At 69.3% G+C, this 26,916-nt stretch carries 26 protein-coding genes; 23 read left to right on the top strand and 3 right to left on the bottom strand.

Annotation, left to right across the window (positions count from 1 at the left end):
• The first annotated feature begins 68 nt into the window (after positions 1-68).
• The 23 genes from lysA to ACFW3L_RS15075 all read left to right on the top strand — a co-directional run bounded on the left by lysA (position 69) and on the right by ACFW3L_RS15075 (position 23,718).
• The gene (gene lysA, locus ACFW3L_RS15185) at positions 69-1,454 is read left to right on the top strand and encodes a diaminopimelate decarboxylase (protein WP_378740630.1); all 1,386 of its coding nucleotides are present in this window, start codon (positions 69-71) and stop codon (positions 1,452-1,454) included.
• Positions 1,455-1,525: 71 nt separating this feature from the next.
• Positions 1,526-2,812, top strand: a complete 1,287-nt coding sequence (locus ACFW3L_RS15180) for a homoserine dehydrogenase (RefSeq protein ID WP_378740628.1) — start codon at positions 1,526-1,528, stop codon at positions 2,810-2,812.
• Between the two features lie 233 nt (positions 2,813-3,045).
• Positions 3,046-4,104, top strand: a complete 1,059-nt coding sequence (gene thrC / locus ACFW3L_RS15175; RefSeq protein WP_378741026.1) for a threonine synthase — start codon at positions 3,046-3,048, stop codon at positions 4,102-4,104.
• A 516-nt stretch (positions 4,105-4,620) separates the two neighbouring features.
• A complete protein-coding gene (gene thrB / locus ACFW3L_RS15170) occupies positions 4,621-5,559 on the top strand; it encodes a homoserine kinase (protein WP_378741024.1) in 939 nt (312 codons plus the stop codon).
• A gap of 438 nt (positions 5,560-5,997) precedes the next feature.
• Entirely contained in the window at positions 5,998-8,001 is a 2,004-nt protein-coding gene (gene rho / locus ACFW3L_RS15165) for a transcription termination factor Rho (protein WP_378740626.1), read from the top strand.
• Between the two features lie 215 nt (positions 8,002-8,216).
• The gene (locus ACFW3L_RS15160; RefSeq protein ID WP_378740624.1) at positions 8,217-10,043 is read left to right on the top strand and encodes an L-lactate permease; all 1,827 of its coding nucleotides are present in this window, start codon (positions 8,217-8,219) and stop codon (positions 10,041-10,043) included.
• A gap of 197 nt (positions 10,044-10,240) precedes the next feature.
• Positions 10,241-10,450, top strand: coding sequence for a 50S ribosomal protein L31 (gene rpmE / locus ACFW3L_RS15155; protein ID WP_378740622.1), 210 nt, complete (start codon positions 10,241-10,243; stop codon positions 10,448-10,450).
• A gap of 119 nt (positions 10,451-10,569) precedes the next feature.
• The gene (gene prfA, locus ACFW3L_RS15150; RefSeq protein ID WP_378740620.1) at positions 10,570-11,637 is read left to right on the top strand and encodes a peptide chain release factor 1; all 1,068 of its coding nucleotides are present in this window, start codon (positions 10,570-10,572) and stop codon (positions 11,635-11,637) included.
• On the top strand, positions 11,634-12,497 hold the full coding sequence (gene prmC, locus ACFW3L_RS15145) for a peptide chain release factor N(5)-glutamine methyltransferase (RefSeq protein WP_378740618.1): 864 nt from the start codon (positions 11,634-11,636) through the stop codon (positions 12,495-12,497). The genes prfA and prmC overlap by 4 nt, the downstream gene beginning before the upstream one ends.
• Before the next feature lie 86 nt (positions 12,498-12,583).
• Positions 12,584-13,381: an L-threonylcarbamoyladenylate synthase gene (locus ACFW3L_RS15140; protein ID WP_378740616.1), complete on the top strand. Its 798-nt coding sequence runs from the start codon at positions 12,584-12,586 to the stop codon at positions 13,379-13,381.
• A 12-nt stretch (positions 13,382-13,393) separates the two neighbouring features.
• Positions 13,394-14,560: an MraY family glycosyltransferase gene (locus tag ACFW3L_RS15135; protein WP_378740614.1), complete on the top strand. Its 1,167-nt coding sequence runs from the start codon at positions 13,394-13,396 to the stop codon at positions 14,558-14,560.
• A gap of 224 nt (positions 14,561-14,784) precedes the next feature.
• Positions 14,785-15,207 (top strand): hypothetical protein, encoded by a 423-nt coding sequence (locus tag ACFW3L_RS15130; RefSeq protein ID WP_378740612.1) that lies wholly within the window; start codon positions 14,785-14,787, stop codon positions 15,205-15,207.
• A 105-nt stretch (positions 15,208-15,312) separates the two neighbouring features.
• Positions 15,313-15,543 (top strand): hypothetical protein, encoded by a 231-nt coding sequence (locus ACFW3L_RS15125; RefSeq protein ID WP_378740610.1) that lies wholly within the window; start codon positions 15,313-15,315, stop codon positions 15,541-15,543.
• A 105-nt stretch (positions 15,544-15,648) separates the two neighbouring features.
• Positions 15,649-16,476, top strand: coding sequence for a F0F1 ATP synthase subunit A (atpB, locus tag ACFW3L_RS15120; protein WP_378741022.1), 828 nt, complete (start codon positions 15,649-15,651; stop codon positions 16,474-16,476).
• Positions 16,477-16,602: 126 nt separating this feature from the next.
• Positions 16,603-16,824 carry an ATP synthase F0 subunit C gene (gene atpE, locus ACFW3L_RS15115; RefSeq protein ID WP_378740608.1) on the top strand — a complete coding sequence of 74 codons (222 nt, stop codon included), beginning with the start codon at positions 16,603-16,605 and terminating at the stop codon, positions 16,822-16,824.
• Between the two features lie 56 nt (positions 16,825-16,880).
• Complete coding sequence (locus ACFW3L_RS15110) at positions 16,881-17,423, top strand: F0F1 ATP synthase subunit B (RefSeq protein WP_378741019.1); 543 nt, start codon at positions 16,881-16,883, stop codon at positions 17,421-17,423.
• Positions 17,423-18,241, top strand: coding sequence for a F0F1 ATP synthase subunit delta (locus tag ACFW3L_RS15105; RefSeq protein ID WP_378740606.1), 819 nt, complete (start codon positions 17,423-17,425; stop codon positions 18,239-18,241). Before ACFW3L_RS15110 ends, ACFW3L_RS15105 begins: the two co-directional genes overlap by 1 nt.
• 65 nt (positions 18,242-18,306) lie before the next feature.
• A complete protein-coding gene (gene atpA / locus ACFW3L_RS15100; RefSeq protein WP_378740604.1) occupies positions 18,307-19,947 on the top strand; it encodes a F0F1 ATP synthase subunit alpha in 1,641 nt (546 codons plus the stop codon).
• A 3-nt stretch (positions 19,948-19,950) separates the two neighbouring features.
• Entirely contained in the window at positions 19,951-20,871 is a 921-nt protein-coding gene (locus tag ACFW3L_RS15095) for a F0F1 ATP synthase subunit gamma (RefSeq protein WP_378740602.1), read from the top strand.
• A 5-nt stretch (positions 20,872-20,876) separates the two neighbouring features.
• Positions 20,877-22,322, top strand: coding sequence for a F0F1 ATP synthase subunit beta (gene atpD / locus ACFW3L_RS15090; protein WP_017546083.1), 1,446 nt, complete (start codon positions 20,877-20,879; stop codon positions 22,320-22,322).
• Positions 22,323-22,451: 129 nt separating this feature from the next.
• Positions 22,452-22,841, top strand: a complete 390-nt coding sequence (locus ACFW3L_RS15085) for a F0F1 ATP synthase subunit epsilon (protein WP_378740600.1) — start codon at positions 22,452-22,454, stop codon at positions 22,839-22,841.
• A 55-nt stretch (positions 22,842-22,896) separates the two neighbouring features.
• Positions 22,897-23,352 carry a DUF2550 domain-containing protein gene (locus ACFW3L_RS15080; protein ID WP_378740598.1) on the top strand — a complete coding sequence of 152 codons (456 nt, stop codon included), beginning with the start codon at positions 22,897-22,899 and terminating at the stop codon, positions 23,350-23,352.
• 60 nt (positions 23,353-23,412) lie between these two features.
• Positions 23,413-23,718 carry an MTH1187 family thiamine-binding protein gene (locus ACFW3L_RS15075; protein ID WP_378740596.1) on the top strand — a complete coding sequence of 102 codons (306 nt, stop codon included), beginning with the start codon at positions 23,413-23,415 and terminating at the stop codon, positions 23,716-23,718.
• Between the two features lie 38 nt (positions 23,719-23,756).
• Here ACFW3L_RS15075 and ACFW3L_RS15070 read toward each other — a convergent pair whose 3' ends face one another.
• The 3 genes from ACFW3L_RS15070 to ACFW3L_RS15060 all read right to left on the bottom strand — a co-directional run bounded on the left by ACFW3L_RS15070 (position 23,757) and on the right by ACFW3L_RS15060 (position 26,698).
• A complete protein-coding gene (locus tag ACFW3L_RS15070; protein ID WP_378740594.1) occupies positions 23,757-24,218 on the bottom strand; it encodes a hypothetical protein in 462 nt (153 codons plus the stop codon).
• Between the two features lie 151 nt (positions 24,219-24,369).
• Positions 24,370-24,966: a cob(I)yrinic acid a,c-diamide adenosyltransferase gene (locus tag ACFW3L_RS15065; protein ID WP_378740592.1), complete on the bottom strand. Its 597-nt coding sequence runs from the start codon at positions 24,964-24,966 to the stop codon at positions 24,370-24,372.
• Between the two features lie 307 nt (positions 24,967-25,273).
• The gene (locus ACFW3L_RS15060; protein WP_378741016.1) at positions 25,274-26,698 is read right to left on the bottom strand and encodes a M28 family peptidase; all 1,425 of its coding nucleotides are present in this window, start codon (positions 26,696-26,698) and stop codon (positions 25,274-25,276) included.
• Between the last annotated feature and the right edge of the window lie 218 nt (positions 26,699-26,916).

Genomic DNA, 26,916 nt, shown 5'->3' with positions numbered 1-26,916 from the left:
CCGGCCCCCCGCGCCGCACCGAACACAGCACAGCCAAGACGCACCGCAGTCCCAGCCGAAAGACCCTCATGAGCCGCTACGCCCACCCCGCCGGATCCCGCCACGCGGAGGTCCTGCCGGAGGACAACCCGCCGCTGCCGCCGGAGGACCTCAACGCCCTCAACCCGCGGATCTGGCCCGCCACGGCGCACCGCTCGGACGGTGAACTCACCGTCGGCGGCGTCGGTGTGCGCGCGCTCGCGGCCGAGTACGGCACCCCGCTCTTCGTCATGGACGAGGCGGACTTCCGGGCCCGTGCCCGCGCCTACTCCACGGCCTTCGCGGACGCCGACGTCTACTACGCGGGCAAGGCCCTGCTGAACAAGGCGGTCGCCCGCTGGGTGGTCGAGGAGGGGCTCAAGCTCGACGTCTGCTCCGGAGGGGAGCTGGCCGTGGCCCTGGCCGCGGGGGTCCCCACCGACCGCGTCGCCATGCACGGCAACAACAAGTCGGTCTCCGAGCTCCGCCGCGCCGTGGAGGCCGGAGTCGGCCGGATCATCCTGGACTCCCTCGACGAGATCGACCGTCTGGAGGCGGTGGCCGCCGAGTCCGGCGCGCACCCCCGGGTGCTCATCCGCGTCACCACCGGCGTGGAGGCCCACACCCACGAGTTCGTCGCCACCGCGCACGACGACCAGAAGTTCGGCTTCGCGCTGAGCACCGGCGCCGCCGCCGAGGCGGTCCGCCGCGTCCTGGCCGCCGACCACCTGGAGCTGGTGGGGCTGCACTCGCACATCGGCTCGCAGATCTTCGACACCTCCGGCTTCGAGGTCGCCGCCCGCCGCGTCACCCGGTTCCTCACCCGGATCCACGAGGAACTGGACATCACCCTCGCGGAGCTCGACCTCGGCGGCGGCCTGGGTATCGCCTACACCGCCGGGGACGACCCGCTCGACCCCAGGACCATCGCGGCCAGCCTCACCGAGATCGTGCGCCGCGAGTGCCAGGACGCGGGCCTGCCCATGCCGCGCATCGCCGTGGAGCCGGGGCGCGCCGTGGCCGGTCCGGCCGGGATCACCGTCTACGAGGTCGGCACCGTCAAGGACGTCGAGGGCATCCGCACCTACGTGAGCGTCGACGGCGGCATGAGCGACAACATCCGCACGGCCCTCTACGGCTCGGAGTACACGAGCCAGCTGGTGTCCAGGGAGAGCGTCGCCGAGCCGATGCTCTCCCGCCTGGTCGGCAAGCACTGCGAGAGCGGTGACATCATCGTGCACGACCTCCACCTGCCCGCCGACCTGAGGCCGGGCGACCTGGTGGCGGTCGCCGCCACGGGCGCCTACTGCTACTCCATGGCGAGCAACTACAACCACCTGCCCCGCCCCGCCATGGTGGCGGTCCGGGACGCGAACGCACGGGTGATCGTGCGCAGGGAGAACGAGGAGGACCTCCTCCGCCTCGACGTAGGCTGAACCGTCCGCCCTCCGGGCGCCGCACCGGCGCCCGGCAGTTCGGACACGAGAGAAGTGGGAGTCACGCCCAAATGGCGATGAAGGTGGCGCTGCTCGGATGCGGCGTTGTGGGTTCGGAAGTCGTCCGCCTGGTCAACGAGCAGTCCGAGGAACTGGCCGCGCGGATCGGCACGCCGATCGAGATCGGCGGCATCGCGGTCCGTCGGCTGGACCGCGACCGCGGCGTCGACCCGGCGCTGCTGACCACCGACGCCACGGCGCTGGTCACCCGCCCGGACATCGACGTCGTGGTGGAGGTCATCGGCGGGATCGAACCGGCCCGTTCGCTGATGCTCGCCGCGATCAAGTCGGGCAAGTCCGTGGTGACGGCCAACAAGGCCCTGCTCGCCGAGGACGGTCAGACGCTCCACGCGGCGGCCCGCGAGGCCGGGGTCGACCTCTACTACGAGGCGTCCGTGGCCGGGGCGATCCCGCTGCTGCGCCCGCTGCGTGACTCCCTGGCCGGGGACCGGGTCAACCGGGTCCTGGGGATCGTCAACGGGACCACGAACTACGTGCTGGACCGCATGGACTCCCTGGGCTCGGGGTTCACCGAGTCCCTGGAGGAGGCGCAGACCCTCGGTTACGCCGAGGCCGACCCGACCGCCGACGTCGAGGGCTTCGACGCCGCCGCGAAGGCCGCGATCCTGGCCCGGCTGGCCTTCCACACGCAGCGGGTGACCGCCGCCGACGTCCACCGCGAGGGCATCACCGGGGTGTCAGCCGCCGACATCGCCAGCGCCCGCGCGATGGGCTGTGTCGTCAAACTCCTGGCGATCTGCCAGCGCTCCGAGGACGGGAAGTCCGTGGGTGTGCGCGTCCACCCGGTGATGCTGCCGGTCGAACACCCCCTGGCCAGCGTCAAGGAGGCCTACAACGCGGTGTTCGTCGAGGCGGAGTCCGCCGGACGCCTCATGTTCTACGGGGCCGGGGCCGGGGGGACACCCACCGCCAGCGCGGTCCTGGGTGACCTGGTCGCGGTGGTCCGCAACCGCCTGGCCGACACGTCCGTGTCCGAGGGCGCTCACGACACGGGTCTCCCGGTGCACGACATGGGCCACACCATCACCAGCTACCACGTGGCGCTGGACGTGGCCGACCGCCCGGGTGTGCTCTCCAAGGTCGCGGAGATCTTCGCCGACCACGGGGTGTCCATCAAGAACGTGCGCCAGGAGGGGACGGGGGACGACGCCCAGCTCGTGCTGGTCAGCCACCCCGCGCCCGACTCCGCGTTGAGCAGCACCGTCGAACTGCTCAGCGCGCACCCGATGGTCCGCGACGTCGCCAGCGTGATGCGCGTGGAGACCTTCCAGGACTAGGCCGTGTTCCGTGGATCCTTCCTCCTCGCCCCAGGGGGGAGGTGTCCACGCCACACGGGGCCGGAATGTCCACATTGTGAGAAGTCATCCCGAGATGCAAGACGACTCGGGCTTGGTCATAGACTCGTAGCTGGTGGGGGCGGATCGCCTCCGCGACGCCCCGCCGCATCCCCACGCGCGCCGGTCCGGCCGCGCGTCAACAACACCCACCCGAAAGGGACACCGTCGTGAGCATGGCACGGGCGTGGCGAGGCATCGTCGAGGAGTACCGCGACCGCCTTCCCGTCAACGAGAACACCCCCGTCGTCACCCTCCAGGAGGGCGGCACTCCGCTGCTGCCCGCCACGCGCGTATCCGAGCTCACCGGATGCGAGGTCCTCCTCAAGGTCGAGGGCCTCAACCCCACCGGTTCCTTCAAGGACCGGGGCATGACCATGGCCATCACCAAGGCCGCCGAGGACGGCGCCAAGGCCGTCATCTGCGCCTCCACCGGCAACACCAGCGCGAGCGCCGCCGCCTACGCCATCCGTGCGGGTATGACCTGCGCCGTGCTGGTGCCCCAGGGCAAGATCGCCATGGGCAAGCTCGCCCAGGCCCTCGTGCACGGCGCCCGCCTCCTCCAGGTCGACGGGAACTTCGACGACTGCCTGGAGCTGGCCCGCAAGCTCAGCGTGGACTACCCGGTCGCCCTGGTGAACTCGGTCAACCCCTACCGCCTCCAGGGGCAGAAGACCGCCGCCTTCGAGATCGTGGACGCCCTCGGGGACGCCCCGGACATCCACTGCATCCCCGTCGGCAACGCCGGGAACATCACCGCCTACTGGATGGGCTACTCCGAGTACGCCAAGGACGGCGTCTCCTCCAAGGCCCCGCGCATGTTCGGCTTCCAGGCCAGCGGCTCCGCACCCATCGTCGACGGCGCCCCGGTGACCAGCCCGAGCACCATCGCCACCGCGATCCGGATCGGCAACCCCGCCTCCTGGAAGCTCGCGGAGCAGGCCCGCGACGAGTCCGACGGCCTCATCCACAAGGTCACCGACCGGCAGATCATGGCCGCCTACAAGCTCCTCGCCGCCGAGGAGGGCGTGTTCGTCGAACTCGCCTCCGCCGCCAGCGTGGCCGGACTCCTCCAGTCCGCCGAGGCGGGACTGGTCCCGAGGGGCAGCCGCATCGTGTGCACGGTGACCGGAAACGGCCTCAAGGACCCGGACTGGGCCCTGGCCGGTGCCTCCTCCGCCACCACCGTGCCCGTGGACGCCCTGGCCGCCGCCAAGGCCCTCAGCCTGGCCTGATCCCGACCGAGTGGAGCGCTGGACCGGGTCACCTCGGCCACAGCCAGTCCCTGACCCGACACCCTCGCCACAGGCATGAGTCCGTCCGCACGCCTCCGCCACAGGGGGGTGCCCGTTCGAGCGCCGGTGAGTCCGGGGCAGCTGTGCCGCACCCCCTCGCCACAGCCATGAGTCCCGCCCACACGCCTCCACCACAGGTGTGAGCGCTGCCCGTTCACCCCTGCCACCAGGGGGTGCTCGTTCGGGCGCCGCCAGGGTTCTGCAAGACGAGTCAAGCCGCCAGCGAGGAACGAGCCAGGCGTGGACGAGGATGAAGAACAGCTGGCTTCTTGGGCGCCCGAACACGGGCCGAAGCGAAGCGGAGGCCCCAAGCAAACACGTCTGAACCCCAACCACAACCATGAGTCCCACCCACACCTCCGCCATGAGGGGGCGCTCGAACACGGGCCGAAGCGAAGCGGAGGCCGAAGGAAGTGTGGAGGCCCAATGAAAGCAGGAAAGATGACCCCACCACGCCTGTCGGTCCGGGCCCCGGCCACCAGTGCCAACCTCGGGCCGGGCTTCGACGCTCTCGGCCTGGCCGTCCGGTTGTACAACGAGTTCCACGTCGAGCTCCGTACGGACGGCGAGCTCCACATCCGTGTGGAGGGGGAGGGCGCGGGTGAGGTGCCGCTCGACGGGCGTCATCTCGTGGTCCGCGCCATGCGCGAGGCCTTCGAGCGGGCCGGGGAGAAGCTGCCCGGGCTGGACCTGCACTGTGTGAACGGGATTCCGCACGCGCGTGGGCTGGGGTCCTCGTCGTCCGCGATCGTGGGCGGGGTCGCGGCGGCCTCGGCGCTGCTGGGCCGGTCGGGCCCCGGGGGCGGCCCGGACCGGGAGTGGATCTACCAGGTCGCGGCGGACATCGAGGGCCACCCGGACAACGTGGCGCCGTGTGTCCACGGCGGCTACACGGTCGCCTACCGCGACGGTGACTCCTGGGGGGCGGCCCGGTTGACACCGGACCCCCGGGTGTTGCCGGTGCTGTGCGTGCCGGGGTGGCGGCTGTCCACGGAGCGCGCGCGGGGACTCCTGCCCGAGTCCGTCTCCCACGCGGATGCCGCCTTCAACGCGGGGCGCGCCGCGCTGATGACCGCGGCCGTTTGTGGCCAGACCGAATCCCTGTACGCGGCCACCGAGGATCGGCTACACGAGGCGTACCGGGCCCCGGCGATGCCGCGCACCCTGGATCTCATCCGTGACCTGCGTGAATACGAGAAACTCCCGGCGGTGGTCTCCGGCGCGGGCCCCACGGTCCTCGTCCTGTGTTCCGTCTCGGAGGGACACGCGCGGGCGGATTCACCGGAAATCACCCGACAGGTTGATTCGATTCGCCTGCGGGCGGGTAATGATTGGGACATACGCCCCCTGCACATCGAGCCGGTGGGGGTGCGGACCCCATCTCCCCATCCGTAGCATCTGTGTCGAGGAATAGCCGTGGCCTCTGGTGATGTTAGGCTTGGTGAAGCACCAGATGCCCCGTTGCGGGGCGTGTGCTCATCCGCCACAACGGCTTCCGCGTCTCATACTCCGGCGGTCCGATCTCTCGACCTGTTGGAAGCGGTGGCCCAAGTGTCGATCCAGCGGATCTCCCGCTGTGCCCACGTCTCCCGAGTACTCTCCTCCGTCATGGTCGAGTGTGTCCTCAGGGTAGACAGGCAGTACCTCCGAGCCACTCGCCCCGACGTCTGGCTGTACCCAGAGCCCGCCGCGATTGGGTAGGGGACCGTCTTCGCCGGTTTCCGACATCCACGTGGGGCACGCCCTACCCGGCCCCTGCCGGTTCGCACCACCGGGCCGGCCGCTCAAGCAAACCGCTGACGGCCGAAGCCCGCTCCTTGGGAAGGACCCTTAGTGAGCGACACCACCGAACTCCGAACGGACGCGGCGGTCGACAGCAAGAAGAGCGCCGACGCCTCCTCGGAGGCCGGCGAAGCCACGACCGCGAGGTCACGCACGGCCTCGCGCGGTACCGGGCTCTCCGCCCAGAAGCTCCCCGAGCTCCAGAAGCTCGCGTCGAGCATGGGCATCACCGGCACGGGGCGCATGCGCAAGAGTGACGTCATCGCCGCCATCGAGGCCAAGCAGGGCGGCCCCGTCGGCGGACCCACGACGGCCAAATCCGCAAAGAAAGCCGACACCGCCCCCAAGGCCGGTAAGGTCGAACCAACTGACGGCCCGGCCGAAGCCCAGTCTCCCGCCCAGTCGGGCACGGACGAGGCACCGCGCAAGAGCGCCGGTGAGCGGTCGTCCGACCAGGCCGTGACCGAGACCCAGGGTGGGAAGGGCGAAAAGCCCTCCCGTAACCGCCGCTCGTCCCGCAGGCGCGGCGACGAGTCCGGTGACCAGACCCGCTCGGTGGACGGCACCGACTCCTCTACCTCCGCGAGCAGCGTGACCAAGACATCCAGCACCCCCCAGAAGAACGGCCCCGACTCCGAGGACCGTGACACCAGGTCCGGGCAGGGTCGCGAGCGCCAGCGCAACCGTCGCAACCGCAACCGCGGCGGCGACGACCAGAACGCGAACAACAACTCCGAACGCCAGCAGACCGGCGGTGGCGGTGGCGGCCAGAACCAGGGCGGCCGCGGCAACAGCGGGAACAACAACGACGACGACGACTTCGGTGGCGGCCGCCGCCGCGGGCGCCGTCGGGACCGCCGGGACCGTCGCGGCGGACGCGGGGGCGGCCAGGAGCCGGAGCCGGTCATCGGTGAGGACGACGTCCTGCTGCCGGTCGCGGGCATCCTGGACATCCTGGACAACTACGCCTTCGTCCGCACCACCGGCTACCTGCCCGGGCAGAGCGACGTGTACGTCTCGCTGGCCCAGGTGCGCAAGCACGGTCTGCGCAAGGGCGACCACATCATCGGTGCGGTCCGCCAGCCCAAGGACGGCGAGCGCCGCGAGAAGTTCAACGCCCTCGTGCGTCTGGACTCGGTCAACGGCATGTCCTCGGACCAGGCCCGTGGCCGTCAGGAGTTCTCCAAGCTGGTTCCGCTCTACCCCCAGGAGCGTCTGCGCCTGGAGACCGAGCCGAACATCCTCACCACGCGCATCATCGACCTCGTCGCGCCCATCGGTAAGGGCCAGCGCGGTCTGATCGTCTCGCCCCCCAAGGCGGGCAAGACGATGGTGATGCAGTCGATCGCCAACGCGATCACCGAGAACAACCCCGAGTGCTACCTGATGGTGATCCTCGTGGACGAACGTCCCGAGGAAGTCACCGACATGCAGCGCACGGTCAAGGGCGAGGTCATCCACTCGACCTTCGACCGCCCGGCCGAGGACCACACGGTCGTCGCCGACCTGGCGATCGAGCGGGCCAAGCGGCTCGTGGAGATGGGCATGGACGTGGTCGTCCTGCTCGACTCCATCACCCGTCTGGGCCGTGCCTACAATCTGGCCGCCCCCGCCAGCGGACGCATCATGTCCGGTGGTGTGGACTCCACCGCCCTCTACCCGCCGAAGCGCTTCTTCGGTGCGGCCCGCAACATCGAGGGCGGCGGCTCGCTGACCATCCTGGCGACCGCGCTGGTCGAGACCGGCTCGCGCGCCGACGAGGTGATCTTCGAGGAGTTCAAGGGCACCGGCAACATGGAGCTCAAGCTCAACCGGTCCCTGGCGGACAAGCGGATCTTCCCGGCCGTGGACGTGGACGCCTCCAGCACCCGTAAGGAGGAGATCCTGATGTCGCCGGAGGAGCTGAACGTCGTCTGGAAGCTCCGCCGGGTGCTGCACGCCCTGGACACGCAGCAGGCGATCGAGCTGCTCCTGGACAAGATGAAGGAGTCCAAGAGCAACGCCGAGTTCCTCATGCAGATCCAGAAGACCACGGTGGGCCCCGAGCGTTCGTAGACCGCTCCGGAGCCCGTCTCACGAGGGCCCCCTTCCCGGTTCGGGGAGGGGGCCCTCCGTGTGTCCGGGGTGGCGCGGAGGCGGCGTGTTCCGGAGTGCGGAAGCCGATGATCACTTATGTGTCTCGGATCACACAAGGGGGCTGGTGGGTGGTCGCCCGCGAACGTAGGGTCACGCGGGCCAGAGTGCACACCCCCTACCAGGGAGCCGCCTGGATGGACAACCTCGCCCTGCTCAGCCTTCTCGCGCTCACCCCGATCCTGGTCGTCGGAGTCCTGCTCGTCGGATTCCGCCTCCCCGCCATGTACGCGATGCCCGCCGGTTACGTGGTCGTGGTCTCGATCGCCGTCCTCGTCTGGGGGACCGACCCGACGACCGTCGTCGCCTCCACCCTCCAGGGCCTGATCCTCGCCGCGGGCCTGCTCTACATCATCTTCGGCGCGCTGCTCCTGCTCTCCACGCTCACCAGGAGCGGGGCGGTCGCCACCATCCGACGGACGTTCACCGACATCAGCCCGGACCGGCGGATCCAGGCCATCATCATCGGCTGGCTGTTCGGCAGCTTCATCGAGGGCGCCTCCGGCTTCGGCACCCCCGCCGCCGTCGTCGCGCCCCTCATGCTCGCCCTCGGCTTCCCCGCCATGGCCGCCGTCATGGTCGGCATGGTCATCCAGAGCACCTCGGTCAGCTTCGGGGCCGTCGGCACCCCGATCCTCGTCGGCGTCGGAGGCGGCCTGGACGGCGGGGGAGGGGTGGCGGCGCGCGCCTCCGAACTCGGCCTGAGCTTCCCCGAGTACGTGACCGAGATCGGCTTCCAGACCGTCCTGCTGCACTCGATCACCGGGACTCTCGTCCCCCTGCTGATCTGTTGCATGCTCTGCGGTTTCTACGGTGGCCGGCGGCGCTTCTCCGACGGTCTCGAAGTGTGGCGGTTCGCCCTCTTCAGCGGGCTGGCCCTGACCGTCCCCTCGCTCCTGTACAACTACTTCCTCGGCGTCGAGTTCACCAGTCTCCTCGGCGGGCTCACCGGCCTGGTCATCGTCGTCCTCGCCGCCCGACGCGGCTTCCTCATGCCGAAGCGGGTCTGGGACTTCCCGCCCCGGGAGGACTGGCTGGCCCGCTGGACCGGCCGGATCGAGTCCGGCGGTGCGGACGAGGCGGTCGACACCGGCCGCCGCGTCGGCTTCCTCAACGCCTGGGCCCCCTACCTCCTGGTCGCCGCCCTGCTCGTGGCCACCCGCACCATCGAGCCGGTCAAGGACTGGCTGTCCGGCGTCACCGTGGGCGCCACCGACATCCTCGGCACCTCGATCGGGGACTCCGTGGCCCCGCTCTACTCGCCCGGGGCCACGTTCATCCTGATCTGCCTCGTCACCTACGGGCTGCACCGCATGCGGCCCCGGGAGATCCTCGACTCCTGGCGGATGGCCGGATCCCAGCTGGCCGGAGCCGCCGTGGCCCTGCTCTTCGCCGTCCCGCTGGTCCGGGTCTTCATCAACACCGGCACGGGGTTCGGCACGACCGACCTGGAGAGCATGCCCCTCACCCTGGCCACCGGAGCCGCCGAACTCGGGGGGCACCAGTGGCCGCTGCTGGCCCCCTGGATCGGAGCCCTGGGTGCCTTCGTGGCCGGGTCCAACACCGTCTCCAACCTGATGTTCTCCCTGTTCCAGCACTCCACCGCCGAACGCATCGGGGTCCCGCCCGAGAACGTCGTCGCCGCCCAGGCGGCCGGTGGCGCGGCGGGCAACATGATCACGGTGCACAACGTGGTGGCCGCCTCCGCCGTGGTCGGCCTCGCCGGGCGGGAGGGCGACATCCTCCGCCAGACGGTGTTCCCGCTGACCTACTACCTGCTCATGGCCGGGTCGCTCGCGTACCTGTTCATCCACGGGCCGGGCGCCAACGCGGGGTTCCTCATGCTCTGCCTCACCCTCGCGGCCACCGCCGGCACCCTGCTGTGGCTGTGGCGCCACGACCGCCGCGCGTCCGCGTCGGTCCGGACACCGGCCCCGGGGGCGTCGGAGAGGGGGCGGGAATAGGTACTGGTCCCGGCACGGTTGATGGTCTGGCAAACTGGTATCAGGGAACGACCGTCCTCCCGAGGGGGAGTGCACGCCGCCCTCTTACCTGGATCGCCGCGGCACCGGTTCGCGCATGGTCAACGAACACCGCCCCACCTCCGACGGTGGTGCGGTCGTCATGCGTCCGGCGGTCGCGCACTAGCAAGGAGACACACATGCAGGCCGACATCCACCCCGAGTACGTCCCGACCGAGGTGACCTGCACCTGCGGGGCCAAGTTCGTGACGCGCAGCACGGTTTCCGAGGGCAAGATCCGCGCCGACGTGTGCTCCGCGTGCCACCCCTTCTACACCGGCAAGCAGAAGATCCTCGACACCGGCGGCCGTGTCGCCCGCTTCGAGAAGCGCTTCGGCAAGCGCAAGTAGCGCTGCCCGTCGCCCGGTGGCGCCGCTCCTCCCCGGAGAGGGCGGCACCACCGGGCATCCAGGCGGTCCCCCGCACGGGGGAGACGGACAGGGCGAGCGACAGACGGGAACGTGGGAAAGTGAAGCTGGACGACCTCCTTGGGGAGTACTACGAGCTGGAACAGCAGCTCGCCGACCCCGAGGTGCACGCCAACCAGGCGAAGGCGCGCACGCTGGGCAAGCGCTACTCACAGCTCACCCCGATCATCGAGGCCTACCGTCAGCTCAAGGAGGTCGAGAACGACATCGACGCCGCCCGTGAGCTGGCCGCCGAGGACTCCTCCTTCGCGGAGGAGGCCGACCGCCTGACCGAGGAGGCCGAGCGCCTCACCGAGCGCCTGCGCGTCCTCCTCGTCCCGCGCGACCCCGCCGACGACAAGAACCTCATCATGGAGGTCAAGGCCGGCGAGGGCGGCGAGGAGTCCGCCCTGTTCGCGGGCGACCTCGTCCGTATGTACCTGCGCTACGCCGAGCGGCAGGGGTGGAAGACCGAGGTCATCGACGCCACCCACTCCGACCTGGGCGGCTACAAGGACATCACGATCGCCTTCAAGAACAGGGGCACCCCCGAGCCCGGCACCGGCGTGTGGCCCATGCTCAAGTTCGAGGGCGGCGTCCACCGGGTCCAGCGCGTCCCGGTCACCGAGTCCCAGGGGCGCATCCACACCTCCGCCGCGGGCGTCCTCGTCGTCCCCGAGGCCGAGGAGATCGAGATCGTCATCAACGACAACGATCTGCGCATCGACGTCTACCGTTCCTCCGGCCCCGGCGGACAGAGCGTCAACACCACCGACTCCGCCGTCCGGATCACCCACCTGCCGACCGGCATCGTGGCCTCCTGCCAGAACGAGAAGAGCCAGCTCCAGAACAAGGAGCAGGCCATGCGCATCCTGCGCGCCCGCATCTTCGCCGAGGCCCAGGCCAGCGCGGACGCCGAGGCCTCCGCCGAGCGCAAGAGCCAGGTCCGCACCGTGGACCGCTCCGAGCGCGTGCGCACCTACAATTTCCCGGAGAACCGTATCTCCGACCATCGCGTCGGCTACAAGGCCTACAACCTCGACCAGGTCCTCGACGGGGAGCTGGACGGGGTCGTCAAGGCCCTGGTGGACGCGGACACCAAGGAGAGGCTCGAAGCCGCCCAGTCATGAACTTCCTGCTCGACGAGGTCGCCCGCGCCACACTGAGGCTCGCTGAGGCGGGCGTGGCCTCACCCCGTACGGACGCCGAGGAACTCGCGGCGTTCGTGCACGGTGTCCGTCGAGGGGAACTCCACGCTGTCGCCGACGCCGACTTCGACGCGCGCTACTGGGAGTGCGTCTCCCGCCGCGAGGCGCGCGAACCCCTCCAGCACATCACCGGCCGCGCCTACTTCCGGTACCTCGAACTCCAGGTGGGGCCGGGGGTCTTCGTGCCCCGGCCGGAGACCGAGATCATGGTGGACTGGGCGATCGAGACCCTGCGCTCCATGGACGTCGCCGACCCCCTCGTCGTGGACCTGGGTTCCGGCTCCGGCGCCATCGCGATCTCCATCGCCCAGGAGGTCCCCCGCTCCCGAGTGCACACCGTGGAGATCGACCCCGGCGCCCTGACCTGGACCCGGCGCAACATCGAGGCCACCGGACACGCCGACCGCGTCACCTCCCACGAGGGCGACATGCGCACCGCCCTGCCCGAGCTCAACGGCCGCGTCGACCTCCTCATCAGCAACCCGCCCTACGTCCCCACCAGCGAGGCGGGCCTGATCCCGCCCGAGGTGCGCGACTACGACCCGGCGCCCGCCCTCTGGTCCGGCGAGGACGGGCTGGACATGATCCGCGACCTGGAGGGGGTCGGCCGCAGACTCCTCCGTCCCGGCGGCGCCATGGCGGTCGAACACCACGACGGCCAGGGCATCGACATCCCCCGGCTGTTCCCCGAGGACCGCGGTTGGCGCGACGTCCTCAACCGCAAGGACATGGCCCGGCGCGACCGCTTCGTGGTCATGCGTCGTGCCGACGACGACGGTTAGCGGCACCGTGTCCGCAGAGCCACACCCCCCATCCCCACCGCAGGACCGGCAACCAGGCCCGGTCGACCGAGATTGAGGTGACGCAGGTGAGCCGCATCTACGACTGCGCGGACGAGACCGCCCGCAAGGACGGCATCGCCGACGCCGCGTCCGCGGTACGCCGAGGCGAACTCGTGGTGCTGCCCACGGACACCGTGTACGGCATCGGTACCGACGCCTTCAGCCCGAAGGCGGTGGCCGGACTCCTGGAGGCCAAAGGCCGTGGGCGGGACATGCCGCCGCCGGTCCTCGTGGGCTCCATGCGTGCCGCCTCCGCGCTCATCGAGGACCTGGGCAACCACGGCCGGGACCTCATGGAGGAGTTCTGGCCCGGCCCGCTCACCCTGGTGTGCACCGCCACCCCGAGCCTCTCCTGGGACCTGGGCGACACCAAGGGCACCGTGGCCGTGCGGATGCCGATGGACCCGGTGGCGCTGGAACTGCTCAAGGAGACCGGTCCGATGGCGGTGAGCAGCGCCAACAAGTCCGGTCAGGCCGCCGCGACCACGGCGGAGGAGGCGATCGAGCAGCTCGGTGACGACGTCGCCGTGTACCTGGACGGCGGCGAGGCCGAGAGCCCGGTGGCGTCCACGATCGTCGACCTCACGTACGCCGTCCCGCGCGTGCTGCGCTCCGGCGCGATCTCCATCGAGCAGCTGCGCTCGGTGTGCGGCACCGTCATCGGGGAGCTGCGCAAGGGCCGCACCAAGCCGAAGAAGGCGGAGGAGGGCGCACCCGGCACCGAGGAGGCCGCGGGGGAGCCCGAGTCACCGGAGGCGCCCGGGCCCGGGCCCGCCGAGCCAGAGACCCCCGGGTCCAGGGACACCGACCGCTCCGAGAGCTAGAGGGATCAGGCAGTGCGGGAGTACGCGCTCACCTTCGTCATCGCGGCCGCGGTGACCTACCTGCTGGTCCCACTGGTACGCCGACTGGCCATCGCCTTCGGCGCCGCGCCCCCCGTGCGCGACCGCGACGTGCACACCGAGCCCATCCCACGGCTGGGCGGGCTGGCGATCTACGGCGGGTTCGCGGCGGCGCTGCTGATCTCCGCGCAGCTGCCGCACCTCCAGAACGTCTTCGTCGCCAAGACGTGGATCGGCCTGCTGCTGGCGGGCGGGCTCATCACGGTCATCGGCGTCATCGACGACCGGTGGGGGATGGACGCCCTGAGCAAGCTGGCCGGTCAGGTCGCGGCGGCGGGCATCCTCGTGTGGCAGGGCGTCCAGCTGCTGTGGCTGCCGCTGCCCGGAACCCAGCTGTCGCTGGGGCCCTGGCTGGGGGCGATGATCTCCATCCTGCTCATCGTTGTGACCATCAACGCGGTCAACTTCGCGGACGGCCTGGACGGCCTCGCCGCGGGCATCGTCGGAATCTCGTCCCTGGCGTTCTTCGCTTACTACTACGTGGTCGCGGTGGAGCAGGGTTTCGTCCGCCAGTCCTATCCGGCGATGATCGCGATCATCCTGGCCGGGACCTGCGTGGGCTTCCTCTTCCACAACTTCCATCCGGCCCGCGTGTTCATGGGCGACACCGGCTCGATGCTGCTCGGCCTGCTGCTGACCTCCATCACCATCACGGTCACCGGCCAGTTCGACGCCAACACCGCCCGGGAGGAGTTCAACTCCTCCGGTCTGGTCGTCTTCCTGCCGATCGCGCTGCCACTGCTGGTGATCGCGCTCCCCCTGGCCGACCTGGTCCTGGCGGTCCTGCGCAGGACGCTGGCGGGAAAGTCCCCCTTCGCGCCCGACCGGGGCCACCTCCACCACCGGCTCCTCGACATGGGGCACACCCACACGCGCGCGGTGCTGCTCATGTACCTGTGGGCGGGGATCGTCGCCTTCGCGGCCGTCTCGCTGTCCATCTTCGACTCCGCGTTCATCGTCCTCACGGTCACCGTGCTGGTGGCCACGTGTGCGGTCGGTCTCATCGCGCTGCCGCGTCTGCGCCGTCGGGGACTCCTGCCCTGGGACCGGGGGAACAGGGCCCCGAGGAGCGCGGATCACCATCGGTCAACCGATGGATAAACGTGGCGTCACGTTCGGGACGGAGGTCCCGCAGTGTGTTCGGAATGTGCGCTGGTGTGAAGCTCGCGGCAAGTGTGGGCAAGGTGACACAAGGGCCGAAGTGGCCGTGGAACGGTGCTTTCGCGAGGCGTTAAGACCGCGTTAAGGGCACCCTGGATTTGGCACCAAAAACCTTGTGATAGCTTTCACGAGCAGGTACTCACTGAACCCCACGGAGCTTCGTCATGCAGGAACACGACGCCCGGATTCTCCGCGGCGCCGCGCTTCCGAGCGCCGCGTGCGGGGTCCTGGCCATCGCGGTCTCGGCCCTTCTCGCCGGAGCGGCCGGAGCTCTCAGTTCGGCCTTGGCGGTGGGCATCATCCTCGCCTGTTTCGGCCTGGGGCAGTGGGCGGTCATGATGGTCACCCGGAGGAACAAGGACCTGTTCCTCGCCGCGAACCTGCTCGGTTTCGTCGTCAAGATGGCGCTGCTGGGCATTCTGCTGGTGACCCTGGGCCGGAGCCCCCTCGTCACGGACCTCAGTAGCAACGCCTTCGTCTACAGCGCGCTGGCCGTCGTACTGGCCTGGCTGGGTGGGCAGACCTGGGCCACTTCCCGGGCGAAGATCCTTCACGTGGACCCGAGCGAGAGCTCGGAGAACACGTGATGGGGTGCCCCGCCGCGACCCGTGGGAACGGGCGTACTACCCTGATCCACGGCGGGCGGACGGCCACGGTCCAGTCAAGCCCCACATGCTATATTCCGGAGCGAGATGAGCAGCGAACCAGCCAGGAAGAAGGACTCCAGCGCGCCCCCGGCGCCACGCGAGGCCGACGGCTGGGCGCTCTTCTCCACTCTGCTCGCGGGTGTGCTCGTGTGGAGCGCGATCGGCTGGGGCGCGGACAGGCTCCTGGGATTCCAGGCCCTCTTCCTGCCCATCGGGGCCGTTCTGGGCATGATCGGCGCGATCTATCTGATCGTCGCCAGGACACGCCACCTCTGAGCTCCCCGCAGTTCCGCGTCGCCCATCTCGCGACGACGCTAGCAGTCACAACCATCAACGAGGCTTTCTTGCGTCACGACGAAAGGATTCGCCGTGAGTGCTGACGTGCGCATTCTCGCGGCCGACCCGGGTTGCCATCTCGGCGACAGCGGTTGCGCGTTCGAGGCTCCCACCATCAAGATGTTCTTCCCGGAGCCGTGGATCGCCAACATCCCCGGCAGCGCGGGCATCGACCTGTACCTGGTTCTGTTGCTCGTCGCGGTCGGTGCGGTCCTGCTTCTGTGGTCGTGGTTCAGCAGGAAGCTGAGCCTCGTCCCCGGCCGCAGGCAGAGTGTCGGCGAAATGCTCATCCTGTTCATCCGGGACAACATCACCCGGCCGACCATGGGTGAGAAGGGTGACAAGTTCATCCCGTTCATGACGGGCATCTTCACCCTCATCCTGGCCATGAACTTCACCGGGCTCATCCCCGGCATGCTTCCGGTCAACAGCAACCTCGCCTTCACGGTGATGTTCGCCCTCACCATCTACGTGATGACGATCGTGATCGGCATCAAGCACCAGGGCGGCTGGGGCTACTTCCGGAACCAGATCTTCCCCCCGGGCATGCCCAAGTGGATCTACGTCCTGGTCACCCCGATCGAGATCCTCTCGGTCTTCCTCATCCGCCCGGTGACGCACGCCCTGCGTCTGTTCGCGACCATGTTCGCGGGCAGCCTGCTGCTGGCCGTGTTCGCCTACGGCGGCTGGTACATGCTGAACCTGACGGCCGAGCCGATGCTCGCCGCGGTCTCCGTGCTCTACTCCGGAGCCGCGCTGATCGGCTACGTCGCGTTCTTCGTCTTCGAGATCGCGATCATGCTGATCCAGGCCTTCGTGTTCACGCTGCTCGCGAGCCTGTACCTCAACCAGTCGCTCGAAGCGGCGCACTAAAAGACCCCCTCCACGTTCCCCCGATCCCGTGATCGGACCAGGGCGCGGAGAGTTTCAGACCCGTCCACACCGGCGAACTGACCAATCGCAGAACGCGACGCCGGACGTCGAGTAAAGGGAAACACCATGGACATCGCCGCGATCTCCGGCAACATCAACACCATCGGTTACGGCATCAGCGTCATCGGCGCCGGTATCGGTGTCGGTATCGTCTTCGGTCTCGGTATGCAGGCCATCGCCCGCCAGCCCGAGGCCCGCGGCCCGCTCCAGACCAACATCTACCTCGGCTTCGCCCTCATCGAGGCCCTGGCCATCCTGGGCTTCGTCCTCGCCTTCGCGGCTCCGTAATCCGGATTCGTCAACCGTTTCCTGATGGCAACTGACGCGAAGGAGGGCTGACCATGCTGTTGGAGTTGGCAGCCGAACCAAACATTCTGCGGATCGACTGGGTGAAGTTCACCTTCGGCGCGATCGCGCTCGCCGTGGTCTACTTCTTTGTGGTCCGCAAGTCGGTCCCGAAGGTGATGAAGGTCCTCGACGAGCGTCACGACGCCATCGAGGGCGGCATCGAGCGGGCCAAGAGGGCCGAGGCCGAGGCCGAGGAGATCCGCCAGCAGTACCGCGAGAAGCTCGAGGAGTCCCACCGCGAGTACGCGCAGGAGCTCGAGAAGGCCAAGGAGCAGCGTGCGGCGATCATCGCCGAGGCTCGCGAGGAGGCCCAGGCCGAGGCCCAGCGCATCATCGAGTCCGCCAAGGCGCAGATCGAGGCGGACCGGCAGCAGGCCTTCGTCCAGCTCCGCGGCGAGATCGGCGCCCTGTCCACCGAGCTCGCGAGCCGCATCGTCGGCGAGACGCTCAGTGACGACGCCGCTCAGACCCGTGTGGTGGACCGGTTCCTGGAGGAGCTGGACCAGGACGAGAGCGCGAAGCAAGCCGGGGTGCGCTGATGCGTGGTATCAGCCGTAGCTCCCTGGCTGAGGCGATCCGGCGCCTGGACGAGAACGTCCTGGCGTCGGCCAGCGCCGAGCAGGCGGTCTCGCTGGGTGGCGAGCTCTTCGAGGTCGTCGCCCTGATCAGCGGCGAGCACTCGCTCCGCCGCTGGCTGGCGGACCCGGCCAACGACCCCGAGAAGAAGACCGCTCTCATCGGTCAGATCCTCGAGGGCAAGGTCTCGCCGTCCACGGTCCTCGTGGTCAGCGACGTGGTCTCGCAGCCCTGGTCCACCGGGCGCGACATGCTGGACGCCCTGGAGCGGACGGCGGTCTACGCGACCGTCGCCTCCGTCGACGGCACCCGGCTGGACGAGCTGGAGGACGAGCTGTTCCGCTTCCAGCGGATCGTCGTCGCCCAGCCCGAGCTGCGTTCGGCGCTCACCCGTGAGGGCGTGGCCGACGCTCACCTGCGCTCGCTGGTCGAGAACCTGCTCTCGGGCAAGGTGAGCACCGCGACGCTGGCTCTGGTCAGCCAGGCGGTCACCCACCCCCGGGGACGTACGCTGGAGCAGGCGCTCGACAACTTCGGACAACTGGTGGCCGAGCGCGCGAAGCGCTTCATCGCCGTCGTCCGTACCGCCCACGCGCTGAACGAGACCCAGCAGACGCGCCTGCGCACCCTGCTGAGCCGCAAGTACGGCCGCGAGATCCACCTGAACATCGAGGTCGCCCCGGAAATCCTGGGTGGACTCTCCATCCAGGTGGGCGACGAGGTCATCGACGGCACGATCGCCGGGCGCATCGCTGAGGTCCAGCGCCGCCTGGCCGGCTGACGCGAAGACAAGCAAGCACGCACGGCGCCGGCCCGGCGCCATTTGAGAGCAAGGACAACGTAGAGATGGCGGAGCTGACGATCCGGCCGGATGAGATCCGGGACGCGCTACAGCGCTTCGTCCAGTCGTACGAGCCTGACGCCACCCGCGCTGAAGAGGTCGGTACCGTCACCTACTCCGGTGACGGCATCGCCCGCGTCGGTGGCCTTCCCTCGGCGATGGCGAACGAGCTGCTGCAGTTCGAGGACGGCACCCTGGGCATGGCCCAGAACCTTGAGATCGGTGAGATCGGTGTCGTGGTGCTGGGTGACTTCACCGGCATCGAGGAGGGGCAGAAGGTGCGTCGCACCGGCAAGCTCCTCTCGGTCCCGGTGGGCGACAACTTCCTCGGCCGTGTGGTGGACCCCCTGGGTAACCCCATCGACGGCAAGGGCGAGATCGAGACGACCGAGACCCGCGAGCTCGAACTCCAGGCCGCGACGGTCATGGAGCGCCAGCCCGTGGGCGAGCCGCTCCAGACCGGCATCAAGTCGATCGACACGATGACCCCGGTCGGCCGTGGCCAGCGCCAGCTGGTCATCGGTGACCGGCAGACCGGCAAGACCGCGATCGGTATCGACGCGATCATCAACCAGAAGGCGAACTGGGAGACCGGCGACCCCACGAAGCAGGTGCGCTGCATCTACGTCGCGGTGGGTCAGAAGGGCTCGACCATCGCCAGCGTGCGCGGTGCCCTCGAAGAGGCCGGCGCCATGGAGTACACCACCATCGTGGCCTCCCCGGCGTCCGACCCGGCCGGCTTCAAGTACCTCTCCCCGTACACCGGTTCGGCCCTGGGCCAGCACTGGATGTACGAGGGCAAGCACGTCCTCGTCGTCTTCGACGACCTGACCAAGCAGGCCGAGGCCTACCGTGCGGTCTCCCTCCTGCTGCGCCGCCCGCCGGGGCGTGAGGCCTACCCGGGTGACGTCTTCTACCTCCACTCCCGTCTCCTGGAGCGCTGCGCCAAGCTCTCCGACGAGCTGGGCGCGGGCTCGATGACGGCCCTGCCGATCATCGAGACCAAGGCGGGCGACGTCTCGGCGTACATTCCCACCAACGTCATCTCGATCACCGACGGTCAGGTCTTCCTGAACTCGGACCTGTTCAACCAGGGCCAGCGTCCGGCGATCGACGTCGGTGTGTCCGTCTCCCGAGTCGGTGGCGCCGCCCAGACCAAGGCCACCAAGAAGGTCTCCGGCACGCTGCGTCTGAGCCTGGCCCAGTACCGCGAGCTGGAGGCGTTCTCCGCCTTCGGTTCGGACCTGGACGCCGTCTCCAAGCAGCAGCTGGAGCGCGGTGCCCGGATGATGGAGCTGCTCAAGCAGGGGCAGTACTCGCCCTTCTCCATGGAGAAGACGGTCGTCTCGATCTGGATGGGCAACACCGGCCTGATCGACGAGGTCCCGGTCGAGGACGTCCGTCGCTTCGAGGAGGACTTCCTGTCCTACCTGGACCGTGAGCACAAGGCCGTCCTGGACACCATCCGGGACACCGGCAAGTTCGAGGACGACAGCCAGAAGACGCTCCAGGCCGCCATCGAGAAGTTCAAGGTGGGCTTCCAGACCTCCGCCGGTACCCTGCTGGGCACCGAGGCCGAGGCCGAGGCGCTCGCTGAGGAGAAGGTCGGCCAGGAGACCATCAAGGTCGCCAAGGGCGGGAAGTAACTCATGGGTGCACAGCTTCGCGTCTATCGCCGGAGGATCCGTGCGACGAAGGCGACGGCGAAGATCACCCGTGCGATGGAGCTGATCGCCGCCACGCGCATCACCAAGGCGCAGCGCGCGGCCGAGGCTGCCGGACCCTACGCACGGGAGATCACGCGGGCGGTGTCTGCCCTGGCCAGCCGGGTGACCGATCACCCGCTGCTGACCGAGGCCGAGAACCCCACCCGTGCGGCCGTCCTGGTCGTCACCAGTGACAAGGGTCTGGCCGGCGCCTTCTCGACCAACGTCATCAAGGAGGCCGAGGCCCTCACCCAGCTCCTGCGTGAGCAGGGCAAGGAGGTCCTCACCTACATGGTGGGCCGCAAGGGTGCCGCCTTCTACAAGTTCCGCGACCGTCCGGTCGAGGAGTCCTGGGAAGGCATCACCGAGCGTCCGACCTACGCGCACGCCCAGGAGATCGGCTCCACTCTCATGGAGAGGTTCTCCCAGGACACGGCCGAGGGCGGTGTCGACGAGATCCACGTGGTCTCCACGGAGTTCGTGTCGATGCTGACCCAGCGGGCGGGTGCGGTCCGCGCCCTTCCGCTGGAGGTGGAGGAGGTCGACGCCGAGGAGCTCGAGGAGAGCGTCGGCGGCGAGGCGTTGCCGCTGTACGAGTTCGAGCCCTCCGCGGAGGAGGTCCTGGACCAGCTGCTTCCGCAGTACGTGGTCAACCGGATCTACGCGTCCCTCCTGGAGTCGGCAGCCTCCCAGCAGGCGTCCCGTCGGGCGGCCATGAAGGCCGCGACCGACAACGCGGAAGAACTCGTCAAGAACCTGACCAGTCTGGCCAACCAGGCTCGTCAGGCCGAGATCACCAATGAGATCAGTGAGATTGTCGGCGGTGCCGATGCGCTCTCTGGGTCCAGCGCGGGAAGTGAGTAACAGAAGTGACTGCGACAGTTGAAGGTACGGCCGGCGCTGGCACCGCCACCGGCCGCATCGCCCGGGTCACCGGCCCGGTCGTCGACGTGGAGTTCCCCGTCGGCTCCCTGCCCGGCATCTACAACGCCCTGCACACCGACGTGAGCATCGGTGGCACGGAGAAGGTCGTGACCCTGGAGGTCGCCCAGCACCTGGGTGACAACCTGGTCCGCGCCATCTCCCTCGCCCCGCAGGACGGCATGGTCCGTGGCGCCGAGGTCCGCGACACCGGCGCGCCCATCAGCGTGCCCGTCGGCGACGTCGTCAAGGGCCACGTGTTCAACACCCTGGGCGAGTCCATGGACGTGCCCACGGCTGAGCTCGGCGTGACCGAGCGCTGGCCGATCCACCGCAAGGCCCCGGCCTTCGACCAGCTCGAGTCCAAGACCGAGATGATGGTCACGGGCATCAAGGTGATCGACCTCCTCACCCCGTACGTGCGCGGTGGGAAGATCGGCCTCTTCGGTGGCGCGGGTGTGGGCAAGACGGTGCTCATCCAGGAGATGATCACCCGTATCGCCCGCAACTTCGGTGGTGTGTCCGTGTTCGCCGGTGTCGGTGAGCGCACCCGTGAGGGTACGGACCTCTTCCTGGAGATGGACGAGATGGGCGTCCTCCCGGACACCGCGCTCGTCTTCGGCCAGATGGACGAGCCCCCGGGCACCCGTCTGCGCGTGGCGCTCTCGGCTCTGACGATGGCGGAGTACTTCCGTGACGTCCAGGGTCAGGACGTGCTGCTCTTCATCGACAACATCTTCCGTTTCACCCAGGCCGGTATGGAGGTCTCCACGCTGCTGGGCCGTATGCCCTCGGCCGTGGGTTACCAGCCCAACCTGGCTGACGAGATGGGTCAGCTCCAGGAGCGGATCACCTCGACGCGTGGTCACTCGATCACCTCGATGCAGGCGATCTACGTCCCCGCGGACGACTACACCGACCCGGCGCCGGCGACCACGTTCGCCCACCTGGACGCGACGACCGAGCTCTCCCGCCCGATCTCGCAGAAGGGCATCTACCCGGCGGTCGACCCGCTGGCCTCCACCTCGCGCATCCTGGACCCGCAGTACGTGGGCGAGGAGCACTACCAGGTGGCGCAGCGCGTCAAGGAGATCCTCCAGCGCAACAACGACCTCCAGGACCAGATCGCCATCCTCGGTATGGACGAGCTGTCCGAGGAGGACAAGATCATCGTCAACCGGGCTCGTCGCCTGGAGCGTTTCCTCTCGCAGAACATGTTCGTGGCCGAGAAGTTCACCGGCACCCCGGGTGTGTTCGTCCCGCTGGAGGAGACCATCGCGTCCTTCAAGGGTCTGTGTGACGGCGAGTACGACCACCTTCCCGAGCAGGCCTTCCTCGATGTCGGCAACATCGACATGGTCGTGGAGAAGGCCAAGAAGCTGCAGGAAGGCTAGTACTGCGCGTCAGTGTCCCCCCGCTCTGGGAGCGGAGGGCGACGGGCGGGGCTAGACCCGAGGCGGGGCCGAGTATCCATTCGTACTCGGCCCCGCCGAACCCACCCGCTAGCCGAGGAGTTTGTGGCAGTGTCGAAGAAGCTTTTCGTCGAGATCGTCTCTCCGGACCGCGAGGTCTGGGCGGGCGAGGGCGACATGGTCATCGCGAAGACCGTCGAGGGCGAGATCGGCGTCCAGCCCGGGCACGTCCCGGTGCTGTCGCTTCTGGCCGAGGACGCGGTCGTTCGCGTTCTGGGCGCGCGTGAGACCGGTGAGATCCGGGCCGCCGCGCACGGTGGGTTCGTCTCGGTTTCGGGTGAGGGCCGTATCTCCATCCTCGCCGAGACCGCGGAGCTCTCCGAGGACATCGATGTGGACCGTGCGCGTCAGGCGCTGAAGGACGCGGGCGAGTCGGGTGACAACCTGGCCGCCGCCCGTGCCCGCAGCCGCCTGCGCGCTGCTGGCGAGGAAGTCGCCTAGCGAAGCCGGGAGGCGACGAGACGTGGGAGTGGCACCGCTTCAGGGAACGCCGTGGTTGGAGTCCTTGTGGTGGGTGGTCCTCGCCATCGTCCTGCTCGTCGTGCTGGTGCTCGGCACCGGCTGGATGCGACGGTTCGTGCTGCTGCGCAGCGGCGGGGCCGTCGAGTGTTACCTGCGCGCGCGTGGGGAGAAGGGGCGCCGGGGGTCCTGGCGGATCGGCTTCGGCCGGTACGGATCGGGTGACCTCGGCTGGTTCCCCGTCCTCTCCCTCAGACCGCGGCCGACAGTGCGACTGTCGCGCCGCGGTCTCGTCGTTGTGGGGCGCCGCGCCCCCGGGGGCGGAGACGCTCCCCTGCCCGCCGACGTGACCGTCCTGGAGATCGGCTGGGCCGGCGCGGACGGCAGTGATCCCAGCGAGGCGACCTTCGAGGTCGCGATGGGCGAGAGCGCGCTCACCGGGTTCCTGTCGTGGATCGAGTCGATGCCCCCGGGCACCCAGTGGCAGGCCTGACCCGGCGCGTCGGTCCCCCTGAGGTTCACAGGGGCGGGGCCCGTGTGTTTGCATGGGCCCATGAGCACCATCGTCGCTTTCTCAGTGTCCCCGCTCGGTACGGGCGAGTCCGTCGCCCCGGCCGTGGCCCGCGCGGTCAGGGTCGTGCGCGAGAGCGGACTGCCCAACGAGACCTCCGCCATGTTCACCACCGTCGAGGGTGAGTGGGACGAGGTGATGGACGTCGTCAAGCGTGCCGTGGAGGCCGCTGGCGAGGGCGCCGCCCGGGTCAGCCTGACCCTGAAGGCCGACGTCCGCGAGGGCGTCACCGACGGACTGCACAGCAAGGTGGAGGCCGTCGAGCGCGAACTCGGCGACCTCCACTGACGCCCTTCCGGGCACGGCCCGGGAGCCGGCGGGTCGGATCAACCCGTCGTGGGAGCGCCCGTCGCGGCGAAGTGGGACCTCGCGCCGCTGGTGAACATCAGACCCACCACGACGAAGGCGAAGACCGCCGAGAGCACGGCGCCCAGCCCGTAGATCATCGGGATCATCAGGGCGAGCCCGGCCACGGCGAACGCCGTGTTCACCGCGATGGTCCAAGGGCGTGCCCGCGGGGTGCCCCTGCCGACCATCACGGCGAGGGCGGTCGCCAGGGCCGCGTAGACCAGACAGAGCGCGGCGCCGAAGTAGATGCCCGCGATGTTGTCCTCCGCCGCCTCCAGCATGGCCCCCGCCTCAGCGGGGGCCTCGTCCGCCATGTTGGTGGCGTCGATCGCGACGGCGCCGACGATCGCGGTCGCTCCGACGACGAGCTGGTACACCGCGATGAGGATGAGGAGTACCAGGACGGCGGTGACACTGCCGGGCTTGGCGTGCTTGCTCATGTCTCTGCTTCCTGTTGGGGGAGTCGCTCGCACCGAGACCTAGCCGATTTTTCCGCGACAACACTTGTCATCGGGAAACAGTTGCCTTGTCGCAGGTCGAGTGGTGCCCCGAGGGAAGCGGGACCGTGGTGTCTCGTCCGGGGAGCGCGTCCTAGCGCTCGCCGCCGGGCTTCCACAGGATCTCGTCGCCGTCTCCGGCGACGTGGCGGCCGAGGATGAACAGCAGGTCCGAGAGACGGTTCAGGTACTGCGCCGTGAGCGGGTTGACGCCGTCCCCGTGCTCCTCGATGGCGGCCCAGACCGCGCGCTCGGCGCGGCGGACCACGATGCGGGCCGTGTGCACCAGCGCGACGGTGGGCGAGCCCCCGGGCAGGATGAAACTGCGCAGGGTCGGCAGGTCCGCGTTGTAGGTGTCGCAGGCCTCCTCCAGCCGGGTGACGTACTCCGGCAGGACGCGCAGCGGAGGGTACTCGGGGTCGGGCACGACCGGGGTGGACAGGTCCGCGCCGAGGTCGAAGAGCTCGTTCTGGATCCGCAGCAGGAGGACCCGTACGTCCTCGGGGAGGTCGCCCAGGGCGAGCGCGACGCCGATGGCCGCGTTGGCCTCCTCGGTGTCGGCGTAGCCGACCAGGCGGGTGTCGTTCTTGGAGGTGCGGCTCATGTCACCGAGCGCCGTCGTGCCGGAGTCACCGGTACGCGTGTAGATCTTCGACAGTACGACCGGTGTGTCCGTGTCCCTTGTGCTCATGGGCCTCAGCCTAGGGGAGGGCGCGGTTCGGGTCCCGGGGCGGGGCTCTGGGCACGGGCGAGTCACGGAGGATAACTGTTCAGTCTCATGGGGTGGTGGTGATGTGGCTCACTGATACCTTGAGGCACGAGGAAGCTACGCACCGTAGTTTCCGGCGGTGTTCACGCGCGGACACCCGGGCGGGACTGAGGGGGGTCGCCCGGACGCCCGTACGAGGGGGAGACATCGCGAGGGGCGGGCGGCGTGGAACCGGGGGGTTCACGCCACCCGCCCCTCAGGCTCGCGGGGTCAGCGGGCGTTCAGACGCCTAGCGGAGCCAGGCGTCGCCCTTGCGGGGCAGGTCCACCGTCACGGAGGACATCGACAGCACGCCGTTGACCGGGAGGGTGCTCTCGGCGAAGAACTCCACGCCGTGGGCGCCCGCCGCCGACAGCTCGGCCACCGAGTCCCAGTTGACGTTCTCCATGGTGTCGTCGGCCGTGTGGTAGTACGGGTCGAACGTCTGCCCGGCGGTACCGCCGTACCACTCGGCCTGCTCCTCCGACTTCACGCCGTCGGCGCCGCTGAACAGGCCGCCGGAGGGCACGCCCGCCTGCATGAAGGCGAGGTAGTCGCTGCGGCCGCTGAGCACGCCGGGCTCGCTGACCTGGCCCTGCTCCTCGAAGTAGTCCTCGAAGACCTTGGCGATGGCGCCGGAGCCGGACGGGGCCCCGCCGGACTCCGGCAGGTCCATGCGGCCGTCGAGCACGAAGCGGCCGTAGTTGTGCGAGCCGATCATGTCGAAGTTGAGGTAGAGCGCGAGGTCGTCGAGCCGCTGCTCGTCCAGACCGGCCACGTACTCGCTGGAGCCGACCAGACCGGACTCCTCGGTGCCCCAGAAGGCGAAGCGGACCTGGTTGTTCGGGTCGGGCTGCTCGGCCATCCGGATGGCGGTCTCCAGCAGGAACGCCGTCCCGCTGCCGTTGTCGTTGATGGCCGGACCCTCCTCGACGCCGTCGAGGTGGGCGCCCACGACCACCACGTTGTCGTCCCTGCCTCCGGGGGTCTCCGCGAGCACGCTGTAGGAGCTCTCCTGGCGCACCTCGGAGTCCACCGTGACCCGGAGCTCCAGGTCCGGGATCGACAGCAGGTCAGCGCCGACGAGCCCCGAGACGCCGACGGCCGGGATGGCGGACAGTTCGCCCACGGTGCCGAGGAAGACCTCGTCCTCGTTGTTGACCACGACGGCCGCCGAGGCGCCCGCCTCGGCGGAGTGGGTCACCTTGTCCTCGAAGGCGCAGCTGCCGCGCACGGTGATGGCGACGGCGCCCTCGGGGAAGTCGGCGAAGTCGTCCGGGGAGCAGCCGCTCGCGGCGCTGTCCGGGGCGACCGCGACCGCCGGGGCGGTGACGTCACCGGAGCCCGAGTAGCTCATGGTGACGAAGTCCTGGTCGAGCTCGTACACGTGTTCCTTCGGGGCGGCCTGCGCCAGCACCGCGGGGGAGTTCTCGCGCCAGGCCTCGAACTCGTACTCGTGGCGGTAGGGCTCGTATCCGGCTCGCTTGAGCTGGTCCTCGACGTACAGCGCGGCGACGTCGTACCCGGGGGTTCCGCTCGCGCGGTTGCCCCCGTTGTAGCGGGCGATGGTGGCGAGGTTGGCCATGTGGCCCTCGATCGCCCCGGCCGTCACGAGGTCGGGGAGGTCGGCCTGCTCGGCGTGGGCCGGTGAGCCCGCCAGCGTGCCCGCCGTCATCACGAGGGCGGCCAGACCTGCGGTGGCGGTGGTGCGCCGCCTGGAGGAGGGGAGCCCCGCCGCTCTGTCGCGCGGGCTCCCTGGGGTGGTCGGATGCACGGACTTCCTCCGGTTCGCGGGGGTCCATCGTGCCGTGGTGTGGGGGATGGACGCCAGGGGTGGGCGAGGTACCGGAGAAGCCTCGCAGGAGGTTCCGGTCACGGCAAGGCATGGCGCGG

Source organism: Nocardiopsis sp. NPDC058789, from assembly GCF_042745575.1.
In the GTDB taxonomy this organism is placed as follows: domain Bacteria; phylum Actinomycetota; class Actinomycetes; order Streptosporangiales; family Streptosporangiaceae; genus Nocardiopsis; species Nocardiopsis eucommiae.
Note: the sequence above shows the minus strand (reverse complement) of the source record. Positions and strands in the feature narration are given on the sequence as shown.